22 protein-coding genes are annotated in these 24,387 nt (G+C 61.0%); 12 read left to right on the top strand and 10 right to left on the bottom strand.

The features are described 5' to 3' along the window. Positions 1-64: 64 nt before the first annotated feature. From BSZ35_RS17460 to BSZ35_RS17450, 4 genes are all read right to left on the bottom strand, one after another. Positions 65-793, bottom strand: coding sequence for a DUF2071 domain-containing protein (locus tag BSZ35_RS17460; RefSeq protein ID WP_105013637.1), 729 nt, complete (start codon positions 791-793; stop codon positions 65-67). 99 nt (positions 794-892) lie between these two features. After that, a complete protein-coding gene (locus BSZ35_RS17455; protein ID WP_105013636.1) occupies positions 893-1,735 on the bottom strand; it encodes an RNA polymerase sigma factor RpoD/SigA in 843 nt (280 codons plus the stop codon). 133 nt (positions 1,736-1,868) lie between these two features. Further along, entirely contained in the window at positions 1,869-2,051 is a 183-nt protein-coding gene (locus BSZ35_RS19325) for a hypothetical protein (RefSeq protein WP_146110151.1), read from the bottom strand. Then, the gene (locus BSZ35_RS17450) at positions 2,048-3,589 is read right to left on the bottom strand and encodes a GH3 auxin-responsive promoter family protein (protein WP_105013635.1); all 1,542 of its coding nucleotides are present in this window, start codon (positions 3,587-3,589) and stop codon (positions 2,048-2,050) included. Before BSZ35_RS17450 ends, BSZ35_RS19325 begins: the two co-directional genes overlap by 4 nt. A gap of 402 nt (positions 3,590-3,991) precedes the next feature. On the opposite strand from BSZ35_RS17450, the gene folP reads away from it, so the two are divergent. The 5 genes from folP (at position 3,992) to BSZ35_RS17425 (ending at position 7,746) form a co-directional block, all read left to right on the top strand. After that, entirely contained in the window at positions 3,992-4,915 is a 924-nt protein-coding gene (gene folP / locus BSZ35_RS17445; protein WP_105013634.1) for a dihydropteroate synthase, read from the top strand. A gap of 60 nt (positions 4,916-4,975) precedes the next feature. Continuing rightward, positions 4,976-5,776 (top strand): diadenylate cyclase CdaA, encoded by an 801-nt coding sequence (gene cdaA / locus BSZ35_RS17440; protein WP_105013918.1) that lies wholly within the window; start codon positions 4,976-4,978, stop codon positions 5,774-5,776. A gap of 40 nt (positions 5,777-5,816) precedes the next feature. Further along, entirely contained in the window at positions 5,817-6,518 is a 702-nt protein-coding gene (locus BSZ35_RS17435) for a protein-L-isoaspartate(D-aspartate) O-methyltransferase (RefSeq protein ID WP_105013633.1), read from the top strand. Between the two features lie 453 nt (positions 6,519-6,971). After that, positions 6,972-7,496 (top strand): RNA polymerase sigma factor, encoded by a 525-nt coding sequence (locus tag BSZ35_RS17430; protein ID WP_105013632.1) that lies wholly within the window; start codon positions 6,972-6,974, stop codon positions 7,494-7,496. Continuing rightward, the gene (locus BSZ35_RS17425; RefSeq protein ID WP_105013631.1) at positions 7,483-7,746 is read left to right on the top strand and encodes a zf-HC2 domain-containing protein; all 264 of its coding nucleotides are present in this window, start codon (positions 7,483-7,485) and stop codon (positions 7,744-7,746) included. Before BSZ35_RS17430 ends, BSZ35_RS17425 begins: the two co-directional genes overlap by 14 nt. A gap of 23 nt (positions 7,747-7,769) precedes the next feature. Here BSZ35_RS17425 and BSZ35_RS17420 read toward each other — a convergent pair whose 3' ends face one another. From BSZ35_RS17420 to BSZ35_RS17400, 5 genes are all read right to left on the bottom strand, one after another. Beyond that, positions 7,770-9,635, bottom strand: a complete 1,866-nt coding sequence (locus BSZ35_RS17420) for an ABC transporter ATP-binding protein (RefSeq protein WP_258096768.1) — start codon at positions 9,633-9,635, stop codon at positions 7,770-7,772. Positions 9,636-9,740: 105 nt separating this feature from the next. Then, complete coding sequence (rnz, locus tag BSZ35_RS17415; protein WP_105013629.1) at positions 9,741-10,688, bottom strand: ribonuclease Z; 948 nt, start codon at positions 10,686-10,688, stop codon at positions 9,741-9,743. A 65-nt stretch (positions 10,689-10,753) separates the two neighbouring features. Further along, entirely contained in the window at positions 10,754-12,055 is a 1,302-nt protein-coding gene (locus tag BSZ35_RS17410; protein ID WP_105013628.1) for an exonuclease SbcCD subunit D, read from the bottom strand. Between the two features lie 96 nt (positions 12,056-12,151). Beyond that, positions 12,152-14,533 carry a transglycosylase domain-containing protein gene (locus BSZ35_RS17405; RefSeq protein ID WP_105013627.1) on the bottom strand — a complete coding sequence of 794 codons (2,382 nt, stop codon included), beginning with the start codon at positions 14,531-14,533 and terminating at the stop codon, positions 12,152-12,154. 85 nt (positions 14,534-14,618) lie between these two features. Continuing rightward, entirely contained in the window at positions 14,619-15,371 is a 753-nt protein-coding gene (locus BSZ35_RS17400; RefSeq protein ID WP_105013626.1) for a UDP-2,3-diacylglucosamine diphosphatase, read from the bottom strand. 184 nt (positions 15,372-15,555) lie between these two features. Here BSZ35_RS17400 and BSZ35_RS17395 point away from each other — a divergent pair, with 184 nt between their 5' ends. The 3 genes from BSZ35_RS17395 (at position 15,556) to ispG (ending at position 19,240) form a co-directional block, all read left to right on the top strand. Beyond that, positions 15,556-16,302 (top strand): rhomboid family intramembrane serine protease, encoded by a 747-nt coding sequence (locus tag BSZ35_RS17395; RefSeq protein ID WP_105013625.1) that lies wholly within the window; start codon positions 15,556-15,558, stop codon positions 16,300-16,302. Positions 16,303-16,893: 591 nt separating this feature from the next. Continuing rightward, complete coding sequence (locus tag BSZ35_RS17390; protein WP_105013624.1) at positions 16,894-17,814, top strand: rhomboid family intramembrane serine protease; 921 nt, start codon at positions 16,894-16,896, stop codon at positions 17,812-17,814. A 214-nt stretch (positions 17,815-18,028) separates the two neighbouring features. After that, a complete protein-coding gene (gene ispG, locus BSZ35_RS17385; RefSeq protein ID WP_105013623.1) occupies positions 18,029-19,240 on the top strand; it encodes a flavodoxin-dependent (E)-4-hydroxy-3-methylbut-2-enyl-diphosphate synthase in 1,212 nt (403 codons plus the stop codon). Positions 19,241-19,368: 128 nt separating this feature from the next. Here ispG and BSZ35_RS17380 read toward each other — a convergent pair whose 3' ends face one another. Further along, complete coding sequence (locus BSZ35_RS17380; protein ID WP_105013917.1) at positions 19,369-20,067, bottom strand: TIGR02453 family protein; 699 nt, start codon at positions 20,065-20,067, stop codon at positions 19,369-19,371. A gap of 178 nt (positions 20,068-20,245) precedes the next feature. Here BSZ35_RS17380 and BSZ35_RS17375 point away from each other — a divergent pair, with 178 nt between their 5' ends. The 4 genes from BSZ35_RS17375 to BSZ35_RS17360 all read left to right on the top strand — a co-directional run bounded on the left by BSZ35_RS17375 (position 20,246) and on the right by BSZ35_RS17360 (position 24,382). After that, positions 20,246-21,214 carry an NAD(P)-dependent alcohol dehydrogenase gene (locus BSZ35_RS17375; RefSeq protein WP_105013622.1) on the top strand — a complete coding sequence of 323 codons (969 nt, stop codon included), beginning with the start codon at positions 20,246-20,248 and terminating at the stop codon, positions 21,212-21,214. Between the two features lie 111 nt (positions 21,215-21,325). After that, positions 21,326-21,724 carry a transmembrane 220 family protein gene (locus tag BSZ35_RS17370; protein WP_105013621.1) on the top strand — a complete coding sequence of 133 codons (399 nt, stop codon included), beginning with the start codon at positions 21,326-21,328 and terminating at the stop codon, positions 21,722-21,724. A 29-nt stretch (positions 21,725-21,753) separates the two neighbouring features. Beyond that, a complete protein-coding gene (gene eboE / locus BSZ35_RS17365) occupies positions 21,754-22,959 on the top strand; it encodes a metabolite traffic protein EboE (RefSeq protein ID WP_105013620.1) in 1,206 nt (401 codons plus the stop codon). A gap of 10 nt (positions 22,960-22,969) precedes the next feature. Further along, on the top strand, positions 22,970-24,382 hold the full coding sequence (locus BSZ35_RS17360) for a nucleotide pyrophosphatase/phosphodiesterase family protein (RefSeq protein ID WP_105013619.1): 1,413 nt from the start codon (positions 22,970-22,972) through the stop codon (positions 24,380-24,382). The last annotated feature ends 5 nt before the right edge of the window (positions 24,383-24,387 follow it).

The following is a 24,387-nucleotide window of genomic DNA, read 5'->3' as shown; positions in this document are numbered from 1 at the left end:
TTGAAGATGTCCATCGTTCGGTATTCTGCCAATCCCGTCTCCCGCCTGTTTTTCGAATCCCTCGTTATTTTCTCCGCTCTCGCCACCGCAGCGTGACCGGACTCTCGGGAACCAGGACGGCAAACGTCGGCTCCCGATTCGTCAAAAACCCCCATTCTTCCCCATAGACTGCTCCCCATTGTACAGTGACGTGATGCTCTGCCACACGGCACACCGGTGCCACGGGACGCTCGACGCGTGTACGCACCCGCCCTCCTTTGCCCCCCCCGCCATACCGCCAGTTCCGATTCAAGAGAAAGTGTGCCCGTGTGTCCGGTGCGGGCATCACAGGAGGACGCGTCCCCACCGCACGTAGGCGCTGCTCGCGCCCGGCCACGTCAAATCGGTACGTCATCTCCATCGTCTCCCCTCGCTCGCGCCGGACCGGCTGCATTGGGGCGACCGATACTGGTTCTTTGTATAGCACCCGCGCGCCCCACGCCACCACGCGCCGCGGCACGTGGGCCTGCATGGTGATCGTCCCCCGCCGGTCGGGCGCCTTCGTCTCCTGTACGAGCACCTGTAGCTCCACAGCCGGCACCCGTCGAAAGCCGGGTCCCGAAATCCCCAGCACCCGTAGCTTGATAAGCTGAACGCCCACTATCGTGACAAATGCCCGGCCGTCCCTCGTGTCGGGAACGAGCCCGGTGGGCAACTGGGACGCCACGCGATCCGGGGCGACGTCATAGGCCGCAATGACCCGATTCTGGGCGGTGGCTTGGAGAATGGACGGACGATCATCGGAAGCGGACATGCAAACGTCAATTCGTTCTACAGGACGATCCCACAACAAAAAGGGACGCACCCCAGGGGGAGTGCGTCCCTCAATTTCTCAACGCAATGAGACCGGTCGTTAGTTATCGGTGTGCGGCTGGAGGTCCTGCCGACTGTGACGCTGGCGCAGCTTCCGAAGCGCCTTCTCTTTAATCTGACGGACACGCTCGCGGGTGAGGTCAAACCGTTTCCCAATCTCTTCGAGCGTCAGTGGGTGCTCGCGCCCGATGCCGAAGTAGAGACGCGTGATTTCGGCCTCGCGGTCGTGAAGCATGCTGAGCGCCCGCTCAATGTCGATCTTGACCGACTCTTCGAGCATTTCCTCGTCGGGCGAGTCGCTTTCCTCATCGGGAAGCACATCGAGGAGACTGTTTTCGTCCTCTTCGTTGAAGGGCGCGTCCATGGAGAGGTGGCGACTGGTGTGCTGCATGGCCTCGCGCACCTTCTGGACGTCGATCTCCAACTCTTCGGCCAACTCTTCGATGTTGGGCTCGCGGTCAAGCTCCTGCTGGAGCCGGGCGCTGGCCTTTCGGATTTTGGAGATGGTGCCGATGCGGTTGAGGGGAAGACGCACCACACGGCTCTGCTCGGCCAGGGCTTGCAGGATGGCTTGGCGAATCCACCAGACGGCGTAGGAGATAAACTTAAAGCCGCGAGTTTCGTCGAAGCGCTTGGCCGCCTTGATGAGGCCGTAATTGCCTTCGTTGATCAGATCGGCAAGGGAAAGGCCCTGTCCCTGATACTTCTTCGCGACGGAGACGACAAACCGAAGATTGGCCCGACAGAGTTTGTGGAGGGCTTCTTCGTCGCCATCTTCGATGCGACGGGCCAGCTCGACCTCCTCCTCCGGCTCCAAGAGGTCGATCTTTCCAATTTCTTGGAGGTACTGGTCCAGCATCCGTTGTTCGCGCGGAACGTGCATATGGCTCCTTTGAGTTGTGGAGGGTGTGACGATGTTGGTGGCGATGGAGAGGACAGCACACGTTCACTCCGGATGTGGAGGCCGGAGGCTGTCCGGCGGTAGCGCGTCCCTTTCCCGATTCGTACAAACGTCTCTAAACAGCATCCACGTGTGAGTGGACGACCGTCTGCTCAAACCGCAACGGCGTCAGGACCCTCGTCACGGATCGGTCGGCCCAAAAGGACCGATGCGCATACCGCAGGCTCATCACGAGCGACGGCAAGGCTTGTTCCAGGGGAAACTTGAAGAGATACAACAGCGGACGGGTCAAAGTCAATTCTTCCGGTCCAGGATCTCCAAAATTCCATCCGCAACGGTCCGACTGTCACTCATCCGTGGCACTTTGGTCTGCCCGCTAATGTCGTCTTTCGTCGCCTTGAGCCAGTCGTAGAAGGCCCCTTCGGGCACAGCCGAAATGGCGGGCGCATCGAAGGCGTGGGCCTCGCGGCGAATCTGGTAGTGGCGGTTCACGTCTTGAAGATACTCGTCGAGAAGTGTAGAGAACGCGTCCAGATCCGCGGGCGGCTCCTCAAACTCGATGAGCCACTCGTGCCCCGGACGATCTCCATTGGTCATGCCCCGAGGGGCAATGTGATAGTCGACGACGTGCGCGCCTGTTTCATCGCACGCATGCCGCAGTGCCGCACGGGCTTCGTCGCCATACAACGCTTCCCCGTACTCGTCGATCATCTCACTGGTCCGCCCGGCCACAGTAATTTTGTGCGGAAAGGTGCTCGTGAACCGGATCACGTCGCCCACCTCATAGGCCCACAGGCCGCTGCTGGACGTGACGTACAGGGAATAGCGCACATCCGGCTCGACGTCGGCAATCGTATACCGAGGCGGGTTTTCCTCGTCCTTTTCGTCCAGACGCACAAACTCATAAAACACGCCGTTGTCCAGGTGCAGGAGCATCGAGGGATCCTCCAGATCGTCCTGGAAGGAAAAGAAGCCCTCCGACGCCCCATACGTTTCAATGAAGTCCACATCCGCCCCGATCTTCTCCTCCAGGAGATCCCGGTAAGACCGGAGCGGCACCCCCCCGGCAATAAACACCTGCAGGTTGGGCCAGATTTCGCCCACGGTGGTCACCGTATCGGCGTTGCGCTCGTTGTAGAGCTCAATGAGCTGATCAAAGAGCACGATGGCCCAGGATGGCACCATGACGAGAAGCCGGATGTCCTGGTCGACCGTGCGCTCAGCAATCGCGCGCAGCTTCTCCTCCCAGTTCGAGATGAAGGAGACTTCGTTCGGAACTGCCTGATACAAATTGCTGAAGAAGTTCGGCGCATTTTCGGCAAGAATGCCGCTAATTTCTCCGGCCAAGGTCCCCGGATAGTTGGGATCCTCTTCTACGCGCCCCGGCAGTGTGAGGTGACTCCCCAGGAAAAAGCGCCCGTCGAGCGTCTGTTTGAGATAATGGAGCCCCGTTCCAACGCTAAAGTCACGGTTGTAGTCGATCGTCTGCTGACTAATGGGAATGATCTTTCCATCGGACACCGTGCCGCTGGACACCGCAAAATTGGTGATAGTCCCGGGCCACATCACATCCGACGCTCCCTCGCGCACCCGAAGGACATCGTCTTCAATGTCGTCGTAGGTGTGCAGGGGCACGCGCTCCTGATAGGCGGCCACCACGTTCGAGGCATTCGCGATCTCGGCAAAGCCGAAGCGGCGTCCCCACTCCGTATCGGCGGCCTGTGAGAGCAGATTACGGAGAAGCGTGCGCTGCGTCGATACGGGGTGCTCTTTGAACGCTTCGATCCGATGAACAGGATCGAGGTATTGCAGCGCGGAGCGAATCATCTCGTCCATTGATGGCGCACAGGGTGTCAATCGAAAAAACGGGATCTGACCCTCCAAACGCAGGCTCTTAACGAATGCTCCGGTGGCTCCGCCCCCCAGACGGGCAAAAAATTCCGCAAAAACGAGACAATGGATCTCGTCTTACTACCGCTCTGTGTATACTTCGTACTTGCAAATGTTCGCGACCGTCCGAGAGCCCGTGTCCAATTCAAAAAGCACACGAGGGAGACGCACGGCAGCCCCTTAACAAAACCCGTCCCCTCCCCATTCCAGGCTTTTCCACAGACCTCTTGACTGTCCTGCATCACGCCTCGACGGACGACGTACGCGTTTCACGGTAGACGCTGGCCCTTTTCCGGAATTCCTGCCTCCCTTCACGGTCTACCTTCCTTCAAGACCCCGCCGCTCTACATGCCTATTCCGGCCCACTCAACTGCCCCATTTGCTCCCAACGCGTTTCCAGCCGACCGGTTCATGCTCAATTGTCGCGGCCGCTCCCTCGACTGTCGTCCGGGCCGCGAGGATGGACCGGGCGTGCAGGTGATGGGCATCTTGAACGTTACGCCCGACTCCTTCTCGGACGGAGGAGAGTTTCTGGCCGTGGAGGACGCGGTATCGCGAGCGGCAGAGATGCTGAGCGAGGGCGCGTCGATCATCGACGTGGGCGGCGAATCGACTCGCCCCGGGGCGGAGCCGGTTCCGCCCGAAGACGAAATGGACCGCGTACTGCCGGTCGTGGAGGCCCTCACCGACGAATTTCCGGATGCCCTGCTCTCAATCGACACCTACAAACCCGAGGTGGCGCGGGCAGCCCTCGATGCCGGGGCCCACATTTTGAACGACGTCACGGGCCTGCGCCACGACCCGGCGATGGCCGAGGTGGCGGCCGCCGCCGATGCTCCTCTCATCCTCATGCATTCGAAAGGGGCCCCTGGCGATCTGACCGCCCCTCGCGAGTACGCCGACGTCACTGCGGAGGTGCGCGATGCCCTCGCCCAGTCCATCGAGGCCGCAGAAGCGGCGGGCGTGGACTCGATTGTGATCGATCCCGGCTTTGGCTTCGGGAAGTCCCACGCTGAGAACCGGCGCCTCATCAACGAAATTGACGAGCTGCTGACGCTGGACCGCCCCCTGCTGATGGGCGTGTCGCGCAAGAGCACCATCGGGGCTACGCTCGGGTCGCCTGACAACCCTGCCCCGGTCGAGGATCGACTCTTCGGCTCGCTCGGAGCCACGGCCGTCGGCGTAATCCGCGGCGCCTCTATTGTGCGCACCCATGACGTGGCCGCCACCACGGAAATGCTTACGGTCCTTAATTCGACGCTCCACGCCTGACCGATCCGATCGCGTTCCGTTCTGCCTTCATTGGCTTTTTTCACACGGCCTTTTGCCTCCGTGACCCTCTTTGAGATCATCAGTTTTGGGGTGCGCGACATCATCGAAATTGCCCTCGTGGCATACCTGCTCTTTCAGCTCTACCGGCTGATGCGGGGCACGATCGCCGTGCAAATTGCCGTGGGCCTCGGCGCGCTGTTCCTGGTGCAGGTGGTGGTAGAGCTCGCGAACATGACGATGCTGAGCACCATCTTCAGCTACTTCAACCAGGTCTTTGTGTTGGCGGTCATCATCATCTTCCAACCCGAAATTCGGCGGCTGCTGCTGTTGCTGGGCAAAAATCCGATCGTGCGCCGGTTCGTCAACACAACGGATCAGAGTCAAATTGTGAATGAGACGGTGACGGCTGTCGAGCAGATGGCTGAGCGCCAAATTGGGGCCCTCATTGCCTTTCAGCGCAGCACCGGACTCCGCAGCTATATCGAAACCGGGAAGATGCTGCAGGCCGAAGTCTCGCACGACCTGCTCATCACTCTCTTCCACGGCCAGAATCCGCTGCACGACGGCGCCGTGATTGTCAATGATCGACGAATCGAGGCTGCGCGCTGCATCCTCCCGGTTTCCACGAGCATGAAGCTGAGCCCACAACTGGGTCTTCGGCACCGGGCCGCTGTGGGGCTCACAGAGCAAACGGACGCCTTTGTGGTGGTGGTGTCGGAAGAGACGGGCAACATCAGCGTGTCGCGCGACGGCGCGCTGATTTCCAACATTACCCCCGACGAACTTCGTACATACCTCACGAATGCTCTGACGAACCAGTCGGCCACGGCCGACTCGACTGTAGAACCCACCACCGCCTGACCGATTTCTCGCACTTCGATTGTCGGACCTCCTCCTTCTCATGACCGACGCCTCTTCCCACGACAATAGCACGTACCGACGGCGCCGCGAGCGTCTCGTGCAAACGCTCCGCGATCGGGGCATCCAGGATGAGCGTGTGCTGCAGGCCATCGGGGCCGTGCCACGCCACAAGTTCGTCGAGCCGGCCTTTCGCAATCGTGCCTACGCCGACGAGGCCCTGCCCATCGGGCTGGACCAGACAATCTCGCAGCCATTCACGGTGGCCTACCAGACCTCGCTTCTGGAGGTAGAACCGCACGACCGCATCCTGGAGGTGGGCACTGGAAGCGGCTACCAGGCAGCGGTGCTCTGCGAAATGGAGGCACGGGTCTTCTCCATTGAGCGCCACAAACCGTTGCTAACTCGCACGAAGACGCTGCTCGATGATCTCGGCTACTCAATCCGGACTCGTCACGGCGACGGGACGAGGGGCTGGCCGGCCTTTGCCCCGTATGACGGGATCGTGGTGACAGCGGCTGCTCCCAACATTCCCGACGCCCTCCTCACGCAACTCCGGCAGCCGTCGGCGCCCGACGGCACGAGGGGCGGACGGCTCGTCATTCCTGTTGGGGGACGAGATGGACAAACCATGACCCGCATCAGCCGCACCGGCAGCGGCCCGCACGACTACGAGCGGGAGGAATACCACAACTTCCGGTTCGTCCCATTGGTCGAAGGCGACGACAAGAATGGAGACTCCTGATTCCCCCGAGGCGCAGAGCACGACTTCATTTCGGTGATGTGGAACCGTTCTCTCCGGCTGTAGGCGTTCGTAAACCAACTGGAGCCCGTGGTCGGCGGTGGTAAAGACGTCTCCCTGTTTTCTCCCAATCTAAGCAGTTGTCGGTCGACGGGCGCAATTGCTCTGCGACGTCGGCCCATTCGTCGTACAAAGGGCACGACTCGTCGATTGCCCGGCATCTCTCCCTCCCGTCCTGCGTAGCGACAAACGGTCGGCTTCTACAGGGTTGCAACCGATCGTCCAATGCCCCTGTCTACTCCGACTGTCCAGTCCCTGTGTGCTCAGGCCGAAGCATGCGCACACCGGGACCCAGGAGTCTCCTCGTTCGTCGCCCTGTAACCATACCATGAGGCCATACGTGATGGACTCCCCGGCGGTGCTTGCCCCGGCCATCCCTGCGCCTCCCGACTGCCCATGACCGCTTTCGAACAGTTCGAACAACAGGTCCACGACCATAAAAATCAGGTCTACGGCTTCGCCTGCTCCCTACTCCGGGATGAGGTGACGGCCCAAGACGTCACGCAGGATGTATTCATCAAGCTTTGGGAGCACCGGGAGGACGTAGACTACGACCGAGCACTGCCCTGGCTGATGCGGGTCACCCGAAATGCCTGCATCGACCAGCTGCGACGACGGCAAACGCGGCAAAAGACGATGACCGTCGACACGGAGGGCCTTTCCCGTGCCGAGAGTGAGCGTCCACTGCCCGATACCTGCACCGAGGTCTCCGACTTCGAGGACCACCTGAACGCGGCCCTGGACCAAATTGATGAGCCGTACCGCAGCGTGGTCGTCCTTCGCGAAATTCAGGAGCTCAAATACCAGGAGATCGCCGACGCGCTCGACATGCCGTTGAACACCGTAAAGGTCTACCTCCACCGGGGGCGCAAGAAACTCCGCACCCAACTCTCCAACCGTCTCGACTATGTCCCTGCATAACGACCGTCCCTCCGACGACTGGATGGATGCCCACATTGAAGCGTACGTGGATGGAGCTCTCTCCCCGAACGATCAGGCCCGATTCGAGGCTGCCCTGCACGCCGACCCCACTTGGCAGGATGAGGTCAAGCACGCCCGATCGATTCGAGCCTACCTTCGCTCCCAAACGCCCCCGCACCCTCCAGCCGACCTCACCGACGCAATCCTCAAACGCGTCTGCGTCTCTGCTCCGCCCCAAAAGAAGAAGTAGTTAGCAACGCCCCCTCATCTCCCCTACGCCCGAACGTGCCCCTCGGGCGGCTCCCCATCGCCTGACGCCGAACCAGCAAAAGCCTGGTCGGCATACTGGAGGTCATACAGCTTTCGGTAAAGTCCGTTAAGCGACAGCAGCTCCTGATGAGTCCCGCGCTCGCGGAGCTCGCCCTTGTGCATCACAAGAATCTTGTCCGCATCCTGGATCGTAGAGAGGCGGTGCGCAATGGCGAGCGTGGTGCGTCCCTCCGTGAGCCGGTCGAGGGCCTGCTGAATGAGGGTCTCCGTCTCTGTATCAACGCTGGAGGTGGCCTCGTCGAGCACCATCACGTCGGGGTCGTACAGGAGCGCCCGCACGAACGCGAGGAGCTGCCGCTGGCCGTGGGAGAGCGAGGAGCCACGCTCCTTCACGTCTTGCTGGTACCCATCCGGCAGCCGCTCAATAAACTGGTCGGCCTGAACGATCTCGGCGGCGCGCTTCATCGAGGACTCGTCGATCGACGGGTCGTCCAGCGTAAGATTGCGCTCCACAGAGCCGGAGAAGAGGAACACATCCTGCAGTACGAGGCCGATGTGTGTGCGAAGGTCTCGCAGGCGCAGATTCTGAATATTGACACCATCAACGAGAATTTCGCCGCGTTGGGCTTCGTAGAAGCGAAGCAGCAGGTTCATCACCGTCGACTTCCCGGCGCCGGTGGCGCCCACGAGCGCCGCCGTCTCTCCCGGTTCCACCGTGAACGACACGTCTTTCAGCACCCAGTCGGGGTTCCCCTCGTTGTCGTCCTCGTAGGCAAACCAGACGTTCCGAAACTCGATCTTGCCCTCCACCCGATCCAGCTTCACTGGCTCCTCTGGCTCCGGCAGACGGTGATCTTCGTCGAGAACGCCGAAGATCCGTTCGGCCCCGGCCATGGCCCGCTGGAGCGTGTCATACTGGTTGGAAAGGTCCCGAATGGGCTCGAAGAACTGCCGGGCGTACTGAATGAAGGCCACCAGCACGCCGAGCGTGAGCGCCGAGCCAGCCATGGCCCGCAGTCCCCCAAACCAAAGCACCGACGCCAGCGCCACATTCGCGATGAATTCGACCGACGGCCAGAAGATGGCGTAGTAGAAGATGGTCTGCAGGTGGGCAGCGCGATGCTCGTCGTTGATGCCCTCAAACCGGTCCATTTCCTCCTCTTCCCGGTTGAAGAGCTGGACAATGTGCATCCCCGTCACGTGCTCCTGGATAAAGGAGTTGAGACGAGAGACCTGCTTGCGCGTCTCGCGGTACTGCTCGCGGACGTTGTTGCGAAACCAGAACGTCACCCACACCATGAGCGGCATCACCAGGAGCGTGACAATCGCCAACTCCCAGTTGAGGGTAAACATGAAATAGGCGATGAAGAAGAGCTTGAAGAGGTCACCCAGCGCCACGATGAGGCCGGACGACAGCACGTCGCTCAGCGCCTCCACATCGCTCGTCGTGCGCGTGATGAGACGCCCGATGGGTGTACGGTCGAAGAATTGAAGCGGCTGGTCCTGGACGTGGCGAAAGACGGTCGTGCGCAGGTCGTAGATCGCCCGCTGCCCGATGTACTGCGTGAGATAGTTTTCCGCAAACGACAGCAAGCCCTCGCCCAGCAAGGCCAGGGCCAGATACAGAATGATGCGCTGCAATCCCTCTAGGTCCCCAACGACGATATAGTTGTCGATGCCGCGCTGGACAAGCCACGGCCGCAGTGGGCCGAGAAAAGAGCCCACCAGCGTAATGAGGAGCGCCAGCACCACCCAGCCGAGATACGGCTTCAAGTAGTGCGCGATGCGACGGAGCAGTTGTCCGTCGAACGAGTGGATGCCCCGTTCGCCCTCCTCTTCCTCAATGCGTTCGTCAGTGTCGCCAGCCAAAAGATTGTCCGGGTCCGTGTTCAGACAATGATCGGATGCCAAACCGCCCGCCGCAGTCAATGTTGCGTGCCGCCGCTGCGCACACGCTGCTGTTTGTCGGGCGTTTCACGATTGTGTTTCTTCTTTCTCCCGCGGGTCGAGCGAGTACCGCCGTAACTCCTCCGCTACGTTCGACGCAGCGAATCTCGTCCGGGCCTCCCTCTCCAGCGGCGCGGGATCATCGTACCGTGCACTGATGTGGCCGAGCAGAAGTCGCTTTGCCCCTGCCTCGTGCGCGACCTCTGCCGCTTCACGAGCAGTACTATGACCGGTTTCCACGGCCCGGGCGTGGTGCTCATCGGCAAACGTAGCGTCGTGGTAGAGCAGGTCCGCATTTTCGGCCAGCGCCCGCCCCCCGTCACAGGGACGCGTGTCAGTAACGTACGCCACCACAATCCCGGGCCGCGGCGGGCCCATTACCTGCTCGGGCCGCACAATGTCTCCACTCTCGGTAGTTACAGCATTTCCGTCCTGCAGTGCCGCAAACGCCGGCCCTTCCGGCACCCCCAAGGCCCGTGCCGTTTCCGGATGAAAACGACCGGGCCGGGTCCGCTCCTCCAGCCGAAACCCCACCGCAAAGCGGCGATGCTCCAGCGGACGCGCCGTCACCGTCACCTCCGACGTCTCGTAGACGCATGCGTCCGTACCGTCGTCGTCCACCTCTCGGATCTCGACCGAGAAGGGAAGGTCCGAGGGGGCAGCCCCCGGAATGGCCTGAAGCATTTCCTGCGTGTCCGGTGGAGCAACCAGCGTCACCGGATCGGTGCGCTGCTGTAGCGCCATCGACGACAAAAGCCCTGGCAGCCCGTAACAATGATCGCCGTGGAGATGCGTTACAAAAATAGCGTCGATGCGTGCCCGGCTGAGACCGGCGTGGAGAAGCCGGTACTGCGTGCCCTCCCCACAATCAAAAAGCAAAAGGCGCCCCTTCCGCTCCACGGCCATAGCGGAGAGATGCCGCGTCCGCGTCGGCAGGGCCGAGGCGATACCAAGGGGAATGACATCCGTTGTCATGGGTCCGGCATACGATATGGGTCCGCTCAGGCCGTGAATCTCCTCCTCCGCTGAAAGGCCATCTCTTAAGAGGATTGTGCAGTCTTGCCCTCTGCCTCCAGTTCCGCCTCCAGCTCCAAGGCAGCGTTCACGAGGTCCTCCTCCATGCCTTCGAGATCGTCATGCTGGCCCACATACTGACGTACGGCCTCCTCCAGGTCCGACTCGCGCGTCACCACCGTTCGACGCTTGCGCTCAGCGGGGTCCACTGTACGCTCGATGGCCGCAATGGTGTCGGCCTCGTCCAACGCCGCTCGCAATCGATCCTGATCCACGAGGGAGAGTTGAGCCTCCTCCACATGGTAACGCACCCGCACGACGGCATCGGCCACGTCGGCCTGTTCAATGGTCTCCAAAATGCGCTCGGTGGGCTCCTCGGCATCCCGGGCATCAACGTGAAGGGCGACGAAGGCCCGCGCCGGGGTCTCCTCAAACGTCACGTACGTAGCCGGGTCTCGCTCCGGCTCCACGTCCACGAGATAGAACCCCTTCTTCTCGTCCCGCTCCGTGAACGTCACCCGCTCAATGCTCCCAGCGTAGACGACGGGGGGCTGTCCCTCTGGATTGCGATTCTGTGCGCGGTGGATGTGGCCCAGGGCGACGTAGTGAATAGGGGCCACCGCCAGTTGGCCAACCGTAAACTTCGGCTCACTGGAAATGAGCGTCGTTCGCTCTGAGCCGGAGAGCTCCGCCCCCTGCACGGTCACGTGGCCCGCGAGCACCGTCGGCACGTTCGGCGACAACTGATGCTCTGTACCATCCGCCCACTGCCCCATTTCCTCATTCTGGACCTCTTCGGCCCGACGATGGACGTAGTTCACGTACGTCTCTTCGATAAACTGCCGCAGTTCCTCCGGCCCCATGGATCGGTATTCGTCCTTCGTCAGAATCTGACTCCGGATCGGCCACGGCAGCGGAATCAGTTGAAGGGGACCGCTTTTCGTGTCGATAACCTGGACGGACGCGGTAGGCTTTCTATAGCAGTAGACATCCCCGTCCACGTACTCAAAGATGTCGAGGGACGAGGCCCGGCCGTACGTGACCGGATGATCGTGATTTCCGATGATGAGCACGAGCGGCACGTCCGCATCGGCCAGGGGCTGCAGGCACTCCGCAAAAATTTTCTGTTGTGTGGGAGTCGGATCCGCCGTGTGGTACGCATCCCCGCTAAAGAGAAATGCATCCACGTCCGCGTCGAGTGCTCGCTGCACCAACCCCTCGAAGGACCGGCGCACGTCGAGCAGGCGTGTGTTCAGCCCCGTCTCCGGGTCGCGCCGGCCGTACGTCTTTGCCCCGAGGTGAATGTCAGCAGTGTGCAGCAGCTTCACAGTGTCGAATGGCGAGTTTCGAATGTCGAATTAGGGATTAGAAGCCGAACGAATGCCCTTCATTCGCAATTCGCCACTTGCACATCGCACTTGCCGTCACCAGCCGAGGCCCCCACCGTTCTCTGTCTCCGACGTGTCCTCGGGAGCGCCGTAGTTTTCGACCATCGGGAAGGTTGCTTCCTTCGTGAGGAGCGACAGAGAATCCGCATTTGCGACCTGCTGGTAGTAGTCCCCCACGAGGAAGAGTGCGCTGTGCGCGCCCTGCCCCCACCAACTGGTCCGAAAGGTGAGCCGCTGATCGTCGAACCCGACCCAGGCACCGCTCACCAGCTCCGGATGCATGAGCATAAACCAGGTGTCGGCCGAGCGCTGCGTCGTGCCCGTCTTGCCGGCGAGATCGTAATCGCCGAGATCAAACTGCGTGCGGATCCGGATGCCAGTGCCATAATCGATGACCCCGCGCATCATGTCGACGACCGTGTAGGCCGTCCGCTCGGAGATGGCCTCGCTCGGGCTCGGGGTCGCCTCCCAGAGCACGTTGCCGTACCGGTCCTCCACCCGCGTAATGGACACCGGCTCGTTGTACAGACCGCCGTTTGCAAGGGTCGAGTACGCGGTCGCCATCTCCAGAAGCGTCACGTTGCTGGTGCCAAGTGCAATGGACGGCACCGCCTGCAACTCGCTTTTCCGGATGCCCATCTGGCGGGCGTACTGGACGACGGTACGCGGGTTGATATCGAGAGCCAACCGAGCCGTAATCGTATTCTTGGAGTTGGCGATGCCCTGGCTCAGCGTCAGCATTTGCCCGCTGGACTCGCCGTTGTAGTTCTTCGGATTCCACGTCGTGTCCGCTCCGGCATCCTCCCAGGTGAACGTCGAATCCTTGAGCTTGTCGTACGGGGAATACCCGTTGTCGATGGCTGCCGTGTAGGTGAACGGCTTGAAGGTGGACCCCGTCTGCCGCCGGGCAATGCCGACTTTGTCGTACTTGTCCATCTGGAAGTTGCGCCCGCCGATCCAGACCTTTACGTGGCTGTTCCGCGGATCGAGGGAGACGAGCCCCGCCCCGAGCTGGTGCTTGATGTTCTTGAGCGAATCGGCGAAGGCCGTGTCCTCCCGGAGCTGGTTCAGTGCCTCCAGGTCACTCATCCCTCGGGCCTGAAGCGTGTCGAACCGGGCCGTTTCTCGAATGGCGTCATTCAGCACCTCCGGATTCTGTTCCCAGAAATATTCGAACGGCTCGTAGTCCTCCCCGGGCGTCAGCTCCCGGTAGTCCGCAAGGGAATTGCTGTAGGCCCCCGACGCGTCCGACCGACTCCACTCGTATCCCACCACCTTTTGGAGACCTTCCATTTGCGTCGAGACCGCCTTGTGGGCCATTTTCTGGAGCTCCGAGTCGAGCGTCGTGTAGACTCGCAGCCCGTCCCCATACACGTCGTGGCCGTGCAACGGATGGGTTGGGTCGTTGGCCCAGGTCGTGAGGAGATTTCGGACGTGCTCCGCAAAGTAGGGGGCAAAACTCGCGTACAGCTCCGCGGAGTTATACTCGGCCGTGATCGGATCGTCTTTGTGCTCAGTATAGAACGATTGGTCGAGGTAGCCCTGCCGCACCATGAGCTGGAGCACCACGTTGCGACGCCGCTTCGCATTCTGGGGATTGCGAAGCGGGTTGTAGTACGACGTCGCCCGAAGCAACCCAATGAGGGTCGCCGCCTGCAATTCATTGAGCTCTTTGGCCGGGACGCCGTAGTAGGTTCGGGCCGCCGCCTCAATGCCGAAGGAGTTGTACCCGAAACTCACCGTGTTGAGGTACATCTCCACAATCTCTCGCTTCGTGTAGCGCCGCTCCAGCTCCACAGCGGTCACCATTTCCTTAAGCTTGCGCTTGATCGTAACGGCCCGCCCGACCTTTTCATTGTAGAGATTGCGGGCCAGTTGCTGGGTAATGGTCGAAGCCCCACGGAAGCCGCCGGTAAGAATGTCGATGGTGGCGGCGACAATCGCCTTCGGATCTACGCCCCAGTGCTGATGAAAACGATGATCCTCAGTGGCAATGAGGGCATGAATGGCGTGCTGCGAAATGCTGTCGTAGGGCGCCCACGAACGGTTTTGGGTTGCGTACCGGGCCAGCTCCTGGCCATCGGCCGTGTAGGCAATCGTGGCAAGCTGCATGGAAGGGTTCTCCAGCCGTTCCGTCGACGGCACCTCGTCGGTCAGCGTCCAGATGTACATCCCCATCGCCAGCGTCCCCACGAACAAGAGGCCGGCAATGACCGATAGGGCCACCGCGGCCTGGGCCTTTTTCGGATTGTCGATCCGTCGGTGAAAAAACCCGCGAATCCCACTCGTGGGACGCTCCGAGGTCACGCCCCCCTCTCCATCCTCGGGAGACTCCCCCTCTGAGAGGGCATCTTTTCGAACAGACGGGTCACTAAAGTATTCGTCCAGTTCTTCTTCGGAGTACGACCATTCAGACATGGACCAGCAAGCAATCAGAAATCAGAGGAAAATGCATCGGTAGCCTCCACTCACTCAGGGACACCCCCGACACGAAGGAGAGTAGTTATACCTCCGCGGCTTCAATGTCGATGGTCCGCGTGCCGTTCCACCGCGAGAGGACCATCCTTCCGTTCTCTAAACGAGCGAAGGTCCGCTCTTCGTACCAGTTTCCGGTATTTACATACACACCTTCACTCCACTGGTGAAAAGCAGGCACGTGGCTATGCCCCATGACAACAATGTCCTCGCCCTCCTGTCGAAGGTAGTCGCGCGCATACGCCCGAAGGCCTTCAATTACCGACGGGTCCGGGGCCTCTTCGTGAAGAAGATGGCTGACCCGGTGGGCCAACCCGAGCCCCAGATCGGCCGGAAGGACCGACCGATACAGACGCATGGCCCTCGCACTACGCATGAGTGGACGCACCCACGAAAACAGGGAATGTGTGGACGCCTGTGCGTCCCCGTGGGTGAGGTGCAGACGACAGTCGTCGTGGACGACGGTGCAGTCCTCGGACACCAGGCGAACGCCGAGCTCCTGCGGGAAGTAGTCTCGATGCCAGGGATCGTGATTTCCCAATAGATAGGTCACGGGAATCCCGCGGTCGGTCCACTGCGCAAGGAAGGCCTGAAACCGAACGAACCCCTTCGGTACCAAATGATCATACTCGATGTAGCCGTCAAAAACGTCTCCAACCAGGTAGAGATGCTCGACCGCATCTGCATGAGCCTTGAGGCAATCGAGAAGCGCTGCCTCTTTTGCCCGCTCGTCGGCACGCTCCCCGCGCCCGAAGTGCATATCAGAGAAGAAAAGAACCACAAGCGTCGGCTGCTAGCTGTTGAAATTCGGATTTTGGGGCGGTCGGAAAAAGAGCACATGGAGACTTTGCAGTCGAACCACGTTTGCCCCTGAACGCATCCGTCCTCCGGCCCGTAGACGATGTATTGCACTGACCTTCGTGTCGGTCCTCGTGGACCGGTCTTTTCACCCCAGGCCTCCCCACATGCCCCGCCGTCAAACCTCCTACCGGCCCCCGACCCGCTTTTCCGTGATGCCGCCGGTTATCAAAAATCTCCTCATCCTCAATGGCCTCTTTTTCCTGGCTCAGTTCGTGGCCGCCGAGACCCTTGCGGAGTCGTCCCTCCTGGCCCACGTGCTGAACACCCTGGCGCTGTACCCGCCGGGCGCCCCCGAACAGGGCGCGCTGCTGATCTCCGAACGGCTCGGACAAACGCCCGGCTTCTGGCCCTGGCAGCTGGTAAGCTACAGCTTTCTGCACGGCAGTCTCGGCCATCTGTTTTTCAATATGTTCGCCCTTTGGATGTTTGGGGTACAGATTGAAAACCGGTGGGGATCGCAGCGCTTTGGGGTGTTCTATTTTGCCTGCGTCTTGGGCGCCGCGTTTACTCACCTCCTGTTCGTGCCGAGCGGCACGACGCTGAACACTACGCAGGGCCTCGTGCAGGCGTCTGTTCCCACGGTCGGAGCTTCGGGAGGCGTCTACGGCATTCTGCTTGCTTTCGGCATGATGTTTCCGAATCAGCCCATCTACCTTTGGTTCTTGTTCCCCATTCGGGCCAAGTGGCTGGTCATCGGGTTCGGTGCGCTGGAGCTGTACTCGGCAGTCACAGGGACGTCGGCGGGCGTGGCGAACTTTGCCCACCTGGGTGGAATGGTGTTCGGATTCCTCCTCATCCAATACTGGCGCGGAAAATTGCCTGTACAACCGGAGAAGGTCATGCGGTGGTGACGCCCGTCTCGTCGGGCTTCCGTCATTGACTGGTTCGCGCTGCGATCCTGTCCGAACGCGTCCTCCGAACTCCGCATGCTCCAGGGATAGACGGCTGGACAAGTGGATGGGTCCCCTCCCTCCCTTTCCCGACCCCCACAAACTCCGGATGCTCTGTTCCGGCAGGAAGCAGGCGTCCGTAGCGCCGTTGGACTCCAACGGTGCTTCTAGTGCCCTCCTTGACGGCGCCGATGATACGAGAGGGGATTGCGTATTGCACCGCCGCAGCTCCTTCCTGAAGTCTGCAGAAGAATTCGAAGAGAGTGTTCAAGAGTCCAGGGGCCCATTGACGCAGTAGATCCGGCAAGCGGATGCGGCATAACGCCCAACACGAGCACTGCAAACCTTCCACCTACTTCGCAGTAGAACCAACTGTATTTCCGATCCCCTGAGGGACCCCTCGATTCCATAGAGAGGTCCCTCGCCGCCCGTGCCAGGGCATGGTCCTCCACTGACTCGGGACCGTCATTGAACGCATCCGCACGGGTCGGTACTCTCCGGGATCGATTCATCCTTTTCCGATTCGGGGGCTCACCAGCCACACGCACGGTCGTGAATCAGTTTCGCACTTGGTATTATCGCCAGCCACAGGCGCTCCGGACCATCATCACGATTAATGTGGTGGTGTACGTCCTTGCCCAATTTCTGCATCTGTGGCCGTCGGGGTTCCGGTTCGTCATGGAGCACCTTGCGCTCCATCCAGTCTTCCCGGACATTCTGTTTGAACCGTGGCAGCTCGTGACCTACAACTTCATGCACACGAGCGGCGGACTCCCGGGGCTCTTACATGTGGGCTTCAACATGTTATGGCTGTACTGGATCGGGAAGGAATTCGAGCGCATGCACGGCCGGGAGCAATTCTGGACGGTGTACCTCATGACCGGTATTGGCGGCGGCATCATGTGCCTGCTCTTGCAGCCCCTCTTCCCCACGATTACGGGAACGGGCGTTGTGCCCGTGGTGGGCGCTTCCGCTTCCGTCCTCGGCGTTCTCATGGCCGTCGCCATTCTGTATCCCTACAAGCAGATTGGACTGCTTTTTTTCGGCGTCGTGCGCCTGCTGTACGTCGTCATCGGTTTCCTCATCATTGATGCGCTCCTGATGTTGTCGAGCAGCGGCACAGCGGTCGCCGCCCACTGGGGCGGTGCGCTCACAGGCTTTCTGTACGCAAAGGTGGTGCGGGACGAGATTGGCGTTCCCGCCTGGCTGGCTCCACTTTTTGGAGGAAAGCGCCGGCGGCGCTCGTCAACCCAACCGAGCCTGCTAGAGCGATTCAAAGGGCTCTTCGGCTTAAGTGGCGGTCGTTCTCCGTCTCGTCAGCGCCCCGCATCGTCGTCGGACGGCGCTCCTCCCTCGCGCTCAAACAACCGCTCAAAGGAGGTCGATCGCATCCTCGATAAGATTAGTGAACAGGGATACGACGCATTGAGCGACGACGAAAAACGGACATTGTACGAAGCAAGTCAGTCCTAGCACTGTCGAGGTGGGAGCGTCAGGCTCCGGATTCTCGTCGACGCCCTGCTTCGATGGTCCGTAATGGCTTGCCGCAGACGATGTAAATCATGATTGAAAAGCCGGAGTCGTGACGACGACGTTGCACTCCCCTTGTCCCGGAGCCCGGAGCCTTTGCCCTGCGTTTTCGTAGCACTGCCGATCACCCTTCTCCCCCACTAACTCTTTCCGCTTCATGGACCGCCCACGCCGCGAGACCCGTCCCGTTCAGGTTGGCGATGTGCAGATTGGGGGCGATGCCCCCGTCTCTGTGCAGTCGATGACGACGACCAAGACACACGAGGTGGACGCGACCCTCGACGAGATCAATCGGCTCGCGGAAGCGGGAGCCGACATTGTGCGTGTGGCTGTGCCCCGCCCGGAGGACGCCGATGCACTGGCCGACATTGTGCAGGGGGCGACGGTCCCCGTCGTGGCCGACATTCATTTTAACTATCAGTACGCTCTAAAAGCCATTGAGGCCGGCATCCACAAGGTGCGGATCAATCCTGGGAATATCGGCAAACCAGAGTGGGAACGCGAGGTGCTTCAGGCTGCAAAGGACGCAGGCATTCCCATTCGGATTGGCGTCAATTCCGGCTCGCTGGAGGAAGATATTCTTGAGAAGCACGGCTACCCGAAGCCGCAGGCCCTCTTCGAGAGTGCGATGCGCCACGTGGAGGTCTGCCACAAAAATGACTTTGAGGACATCGTGATCTCGGTGAAGCACTCCGACCCGATGTACATGATTCAGGCCTACCGCAAGGTGGCCGAAGAAACGAACTATCCGTTGCACCTGGGTGTGACGGAAAGCGGCACTCTCGATACCGGCACTGTGAAAAGCTCGATCGGCATCGGGTCCCTCCTGGCCGACGGCATCGGGGACACCATTCGGGTTTCCTTGGCCGCCGATCCCGTGGAGGAGGTCAAGGTGGGACATCGCATCCTGAAGTCCCTCGGCATCGGCCGCCCGGGCGTGAATATCATCGCGTGTCCAACCTGTGGCCGACTCGTGGGAGATCTCTTTTCCATTGTCGAAGAGGTGGAGGAGGCCGTCGCTGAACGCAGCTTCGACAAGGATCTGAACGTGGCCCTCATGGGCTGTGCCGTGAATGGACCGGGCGAGGCCAGCGGGGCCGACCTCGGCATCTCGCTAGGTCGGGGCCGCGCCCACTTCTTCAAGCACGGCGAGGTCGTGGACACGGTGCCCGAAGATGAAATTGTGGATCGTATCCTGGACGCCATTGACAACTGGGACGAAGAGGACGACGCCGCAGCCGACGATGAAGCGTCGGTCTCCGTGTCCGATCCCTCTGGCGATGGAGCCCCGACGGATGCGGACGAGCCCCCCTCCGACGAGGGGACCGATGCAACGGGCGTCACAAAGCCGGACCTGCCCACGTCGTAACCCCTATTTCGTTTCGTCCCACGGCCCTTGCTTGCTCCATCCGGTACGAAGCTGAGGGGCTTCAAGCAACGACCGCTTCTTCCCAGTCCTCGGCGTGCGTATAACCGGATGGAGCTGAAGCCCCTTGACTAGGTCTCGTGTGCCGCCCACACGAATTCCAGGAGTGGAAGAGCCTCGCGGGTCATCCGAACGATTTCCTCCACAAACTGCGGGGTCTGGAGGGCGCCGTCCGCGAATCCGCGACGGACGAGGTAGTGCTTCCACTTCAGATAGGATGCAATCTCTTCGTCTCGGTAGCCGCTGAACCCTTGCGGCATCCCCGTCAAGGTGTCGCCCCTGCTGTCGACCGGAAGACCTCTCTCCTCCATCTCCCCGAGTAGGTCGTAGAACGTAGAAGGATTTGCCGCCATCCGCCGCCGCACCGGGCGGAGATACGAGACACTCGGCTTGTAGAATCCAGCGGCCAGAAAGCAATTGTCCGGCTCTACGTGTACGTAGACGACGCCATTCTCGTCCTTCTCACCGGACCGGTCGAAAATACCGCCAACGTTGGTCTTGTACGGCGTCTTGTCGTCTGTAAAGCGGAGGTGCCGGTGGATCCGGAATCGGGACGTGGTTGGATGGGCCGTGAGCGGAAGCCCTTCGGTTTCTAGACGCCGTGCCCCGTCGGCCAAGAGCAGTTCCAGCAGCATTTTGACCTCCTCCTCGTACGTCTCTTTGCGCGCCTTAAACCACTCGCGGTCATTGTGTTCAGCGAGATCGCAAAGAAACTGAAAGGCCTCTTCTCGAAAGCCGGGAAAGGGCGGACGCGATTCGAGGGTTGTCATAGTGTTGACGTGCTCGAGATGAATGAGGGCGAGACCTACTCTTATGGGCCCGGGACAACATCCGTCCCGAAATGCGTAGTTTTCCAGCTGCCCTTCCCGTCTTTGCAGCCCCCCAAAGCGGCCGTCCATGCCGAACACTGCCCCCTCGTCGTCCGACGCTCGCACGTCCACACGCAGAATGAAAACAATCGTTCAGCACGAATACGGGGGACCTGAGGCCCTCCATCTCGACGAACGCCCCGTGCCAGCACCGGACGACGAGGAGGTCCTGGTAAAGGTGCAGGCCGCCTCCGTGAACGCAGGGGATTGGCACTTGATGCGCGGGCGCCCATTCCTCGTGCGATTTATGGCCGGCGGCCTGTTCCGCCCCACGGCTACGATTGGCAGCGACGTGGCCGGCACGGTTGAAGCACTCGGCCCAAAGGCTTCTCAGTTTGATTTGGGTGACGCCGTCATCGGAGACCTTTCGACCTCTGGGTTCGGCGGATTTGCCGAGTACGCCTGCGTGCCCGAAGCGGTCCTGATTCCCAAACCGGAGAGCCTGTCCCTCAAGGACGCAGCCGCTGTGCCGGTCGCCGGTCTCGCTGCCCTGCAGGGACTCCGCGACTGTGGTCATATCGAAGCGGGACAACACGTACTTATCAATGGCGCGTCCGGAGGCGTCGGCACGTTCGCAGTGCAGATCGCAAAGGCATTCGGAGCGACCGTTACGGCCGTGTGTAGTCCAGAAAAGATGGATGCAGTGCAATCGCTGAAGCCGGATCGGGTCATTGACTACGAGCAGGAGGACGTCACCCAATTGGATACGGCGTACGACCTCATCCTCGATGCCGCAGCCTATCGGTCGCCACGGGCGTATCTGGACATCCTCCGGCCGGGAGGCACGTACGTTCTGGTCGGGGGCTCGCCCGCACGACTCTTTCAGGTAATGTTCTTGGCTCCGGTCGTGTCGATACCCAGAGAGAATACCATCGAGGTCCTGTTGTCGTCGCCCAATCAAGAGGACCTGCACACTTTGTCGGATCTGATCGACGACGGGAAACTTGCCCCGCTCATCGATCGCCGGTTCTCCCTAGGCGACGTCCCCGACGCCATTCAGTACGTGGAAGCCCGCCGGGGGTGCGGAAAGGTCGTAATCACAATGTGAGGAGATCCAGCCCGCCCGTTTCGGTCCCTTTCGCTTTCGTGCCGAACCTCCCCCGTCTGGATGCGTGAGATCAGAACGTGATTCTCGATCCTCAAGAGCTCCTCCAGCCTCATGGGACGCACACTCTTCCACATTGGAAACGGCGTGATGCTCGTGCTCTTCGCGACGGCCGCAATCGTACAATACAACGATCCCGACCCCTGGCTCTGGATGGGGATTTACGGAGCGGGCGCCCTCTGCTGTGTGGTCTACCTGGCCGGTCGGCTGCCGACGGCCCTGTCTGGGTTCGTTGCGGTCGGCTGTCTACTTAGCGGCCTCTTTCTAGCCGTCCGCATCGTGTTCGGATCGGTGCCGTTCTTTGACGCGTCCGGACAGGAAATGATGGGCCTCATGGAGGAAACCCGAGAGATGTTTGGGTTTTTGATCACAGCCCTGTGGACCGGAATTTTGACGTGGCGAACGCGTGTGCCCTCTTCGCCCGCGTCGGCGTCGCCTGAGCCTACGTCCTAACCAGCTTCGCACACTGCCTCTCCTCCCCCGTGCGTATCGGCCCGAACGACGACCTCCACCTTACGTACTGCACCAACATTCACCCGGGCGAGCAGTGGTCGGAAGTCGCATCGGCACTCAAGCGATACCTTCCGGACCTGAAGCGTCACGTGTCGCCCAACGACCCGTTCGGGGTCGGTCTTCGCCTCTCCAACCAGGCCGCCACAACGCTCCTCCAAGGCGATCGGCTTTCCCGGTTCCACGAGTGGCTGCAATCGAACGGGCTGTACGTCTTTACGCTGAATGGCTTTCCGTACGGGAGCTTTCACGGGGAACGAGTGAAAGACAACGTTTACGCCCCGGACTGGCGATCGGACCAGCGGGTCGAGTACACACGTCGACTGGCCCGCATCCTCGCCCGTCTCGTGCCCAAGGGAATGCAGGGCAGCATCTCCACGTCCCCCCTCTCCTACAAGCCGTGGCTGGACGCGGAGGCGCGGGAGACTGCCTTTCGGCTCGGCAGTCATCATCTGTCAGAGATCGTGGAAACGCTCGCTGAGATCGAGGCGGAAACGGACACCCACCTCCATGTCGACCTGGAGCCAGAACCCGACTGTCTGATTGAGAATACGGCGGAGTCGGTTGCCTTCTTTCAGGACTGGCTCTGGCCTGTGGGCGGTGCCCATCTGGCCGATCAGCTACACGTGTCACAGAGCGAGGCCGAATCGCTCCTCCGGCGCCACGTGCAGCTCTGCTACGACACCTGTCACTTCGCCGTCGAATACGAGACGCCTGAATCTGTCTTTCAGCAGCTCTCCACAGCCGACATTCCCGTCGGGAAAGTGCAGTTGAGTGCAGCCCTTCGGGCACGCCTCCCCGACGACCGATCCTCTCTCGCCAACCGACTCCGTCCCTTTGCAGAGGACACCTATCTGCACCAAGTCGTAGAACGACGGAGCAACGGTTCCCTCAATCGGTACCGAGACCTGCCGGAGGCTCTTCCCCACCTTGCCGACACTGACGCTGACGAATGGCGCATCCACTATCACGTGCCCATTTACACCGACGCGTACGAGGGCCTGCATTCGACGCGAGGGGACATTGCCCGCACTCTGGAGCTGGTGTCGGATGCATCGATCTGTTCCCACCTCGAAATTGAAACCTACACCTGGGACGTACTGCCCACGCCCCTGAAAGAAGACCTCCCCACGTCTCTCCTGCGGGAGTACCAATGGATTTTGTCGAACCTGGAATGATCGGAGCGTTATGGAAAAAACCGTCGTGATGAATGTCGTTGGCCTCACGCCCGAGCTACTGGGAGAGCACACGCCCTTCCTCTCGGAGTGGGCCGAGCGTGGACAACAAGCCACCGTCGAGCCGTCGCTGCCCGCCGTTACGTGCTCCGTGCAGTCCACCTTTCTCACGGGTACCCCCCCTAGCGAGCACGGCATCGTGGGCAACGGCTGGTACTTCCGCGACACCGCCGAAATCCGCTTCTGGTTGCGCTCGGGCCGGCTCATCCAGCGACCTTACCTCTGGGAGACCGCCCGGCAGATGGATCCGGACTTTACGGTCGCGAACCTCTACTGGCGCTATGCCGCCTACTCCGGCGCCGACCACGTCGTCATCGAGCGACCGATGTACGCGGCGGACGGGCGCAAAATTCCGGACCTTTACACCACGCCGTCCGACTTCCGCTTCGAGCTGCAGGACGAGCTCGGGCAATTTCCCCTCTTCAACTTCTGGGGCCCCACCTCCTCCATCGAATCCAGCCAATGGGTGGCTGCCTCGGCCAAGATGACGGAGCGTCGGTTCGATCCCACGCTCACGCTCCTCTACCTCCCTCACCTCGATTACAACCTTCAGCGCATCGGCCCGCACGATCCGGATCTGGCCCAAGACCTGCGGGAGATCGACGAGGTCTGCAAGGACCTCGTCACCTTCTACGAGGACCGGGGCGCGCAGGTAATCCTCCTCTCGGAGTACGGCATCCGCGAGGCCGACCGCCCCGTGGCGCTCAACCGCATGTTGCGGCGTGAGGGCTACATCACCGTCCGTGAAGAGATGGGCGGCGAGCTGCTGGTGCCCGGGGCCTCCGACGCATTCGCCGTGGCCGACCATCAAGTGGCGCACATCTACGTGCGGGACGAGGACGACATTGACGACGTTCGTTCTCTCGTGGCCGCGACGGATGGGGTGGACCAGGTGCTTGACAACAACACGAAGGCCGACTACGATCTCGACCATCCCCACTCCGGTGAACTGATTGCCATTTCGGAGCGGGATGCCTGGTTCAGCTACTACTACTGGCTGGACGATGATATGGCGCCCGACTTTGCCCCGACCGTCGAGATCCACCGCAAGCCCGGCTATGACCCCGCTGAGCTGTTCTTGGACCCCGACCTCACGGCCCCGCAGTTGCGTGCTTCGGCGCGCCTGCTTCAGAAAAAGCTCGGCTTCCGCTACGTGATGGACGTGATTCCCACAAATGGCAAACTAGTGAAGGGCTCACACGGCCGCCTGCCCGACTCCACCGACGAAGGGCCGCTCCTCATCAGCAACCAGTCGTCCGGTCTATCGACCGACGCCCTCCAGGCGACCGACGTTCACGATGTGATTCTGTCTCACCTGACCGAACAATCGATGGAGCAGATAAAGAGTGCGTCAAGGGACCAGTAGGCGGG

Origin of the sequence: Salinibacter sp. 10B, from assembly GCF_002954405.1 — a bacterium.
Taxonomy (GTDB): Bacteria; Bacteroidota; Rhodothermia; order Rhodothermales; family Salinibacteraceae; genus Salinibacter.
This window is presented reverse-complemented; position numbering and strand designations above follow the sequence as displayed.

What these genes read in the sequence shown, in the direction of transcription:
- rnz (WP_105013629.1), bottom strand. Translation starts at nt 10,688, where the DNA reads ATGACAACGGATGTCATTCCCCTTGGTATCGCCTCGGCCCTGCCGACG.
- BSZ35_RS17450 (WP_105013635.1), bottom strand. Translation starts at nt 3,589, where the DNA reads ATGGACGAGATGATTCGCTCCGCGCTGCAATACCTCGATCCTGTTCAT.
- BSZ35_RS17370 (WP_105013621.1), top strand. Translation starts at nt 21,326, where the DNA reads ATGGGACGCACACTCTTCCACATTGGAAACGGCGTGATGCTCGTGCTC.
- BSZ35_RS17460 (WP_105013637.1), bottom strand. Translation starts at nt 793, where the DNA reads ATGTCCGCTTCCGATGATCGTCCGTCCATTCTCCAAGCCACCGCCCAG.
- BSZ35_RS17405 (WP_105013627.1), bottom strand. Translation starts at nt 14,533, where the DNA reads ATGTCTGAATGGTCGTACTCCGAAGAAGAACTGGACGAATACTTTAGT.
- BSZ35_RS17360 (WP_105013619.1), top strand. Translation starts at nt 22,970, where the DNA reads ATGGAAAAAACCGTCGTGATGAATGTCGTTGGCCTCACGCCCGAGCTA.
- BSZ35_RS17395 (WP_105013625.1), top strand. Translation starts at nt 15,556, where the DNA reads ATGCCCCGCCGTCAAACCTCCTACCGGCCCCCGACCCGCTTTTCCGTG.
- folP (WP_105013634.1), top strand. Translation starts at nt 3,992, where the DNA reads ATGCCTATTCCGGCCCACTCAACTGCCCCATTTGCTCCCAACGCGTTT.
- BSZ35_RS17380 (WP_105013917.1), bottom strand. Translation starts at nt 20,067, where the DNA reads ATGACAACCCTCGAATCGCGTCCGCCCTTTCCCGGCTTTCGAGAAGAG.
- BSZ35_RS17375 (WP_105013622.1), top strand. Translation starts at nt 20,246, where the DNA reads ATGAAAACAATCGTTCAGCACGAATACGGGGGACCTGAGGCCCTCCAT.
- BSZ35_RS17455 (WP_105013636.1), bottom strand. Translation starts at nt 1,735, where the DNA reads ATGCACGTTCCGCGCGAACAACGGATGCTGGACCAGTACCTCCAAGAA.
- ispG (WP_105013623.1), top strand. Translation starts at nt 18,029, where the DNA reads ATGGACCGCCCACGCCGCGAGACCCGTCCCGTTCAGGTTGGCGATGTG.
- BSZ35_RS17425 (WP_105013631.1), top strand. Translation starts at nt 7,483, where the DNA reads ATGTCCCTGCATAACGACCGTCCCTCCGACGACTGGATGGATGCCCAC.
- BSZ35_RS17430 (WP_105013632.1), top strand. Translation starts at nt 6,972, where the DNA reads ATGACCGCTTTCGAACAGTTCGAACAACAGGTCCACGACCATAAAAAT.
- BSZ35_RS17435 (WP_105013633.1), top strand. Translation starts at nt 5,817, where the DNA reads ATGACCGACGCCTCTTCCCACGACAATAGCACGTACCGACGGCGCCGC.